This window comes from Paraburkholderia sp. SIMBA_030, from assembly GCF_046535245.1.
Classification (GTDB): Bacteria; Pseudomonadota; Gammaproteobacteria; order Burkholderiales; family Burkholderiaceae; genus Paraburkholderia.
Map to the genome: position 1 here is coordinate 1 of NZ_JAWRXB010000106.1, position 419 is coordinate 419.

1 protein-coding gene is annotated in these 419 nt (G+C 62.3%); it reads right to left on the reverse strand.

The features are described from left to right. On the reverse strand, window positions 1-374 hold a 374-nt coding region (gene grpE / locus SB772_RS39235; protein WP_410838421.1), incomplete at its 3' end, for a nucleotide exchange factor GrpE. Window positions 375-419: the final 45 nt, after the last annotated feature.

Below are 419 nucleotides of genomic sequence, written 5' to 3' on the forward strand. Positions count from 1 at the left end.
ACAGTGTTGTTTGGAACTTCCGTGTTCGGCACTTCGAACATCGCCTGATGGAAGTTCGGGTCGAACTTCTGGCCGACAGGATCGAGCTGGCGAACGCCATGGCGCTCGAGCGTCGAGAGCATGGAGCGCTCGGTCATCTCGACACCTTCGATCAGGGTCGTTAGGCCAGCCTCGCCCGCAGCCTTGGCTTCGGCCGGAATGGCATCGAGCGCCCGGCGCAGGTTGTCGGATACGGCGAGCATGTCACGCGCAAAACCGGCAACGGAATAGGACTTCGCGTCCTTCACTTCACGCTCGGTGCGGCGGCGCAGGTTGTCCATTTCTGCGGCGAGGCGCAGATAGCGGTCGCGCAACTCGGCATTTTCTGCCTTCACGAGTTCCAACGGATCCGGCTGGGACGATGCCTCAGCGGCCGCTTC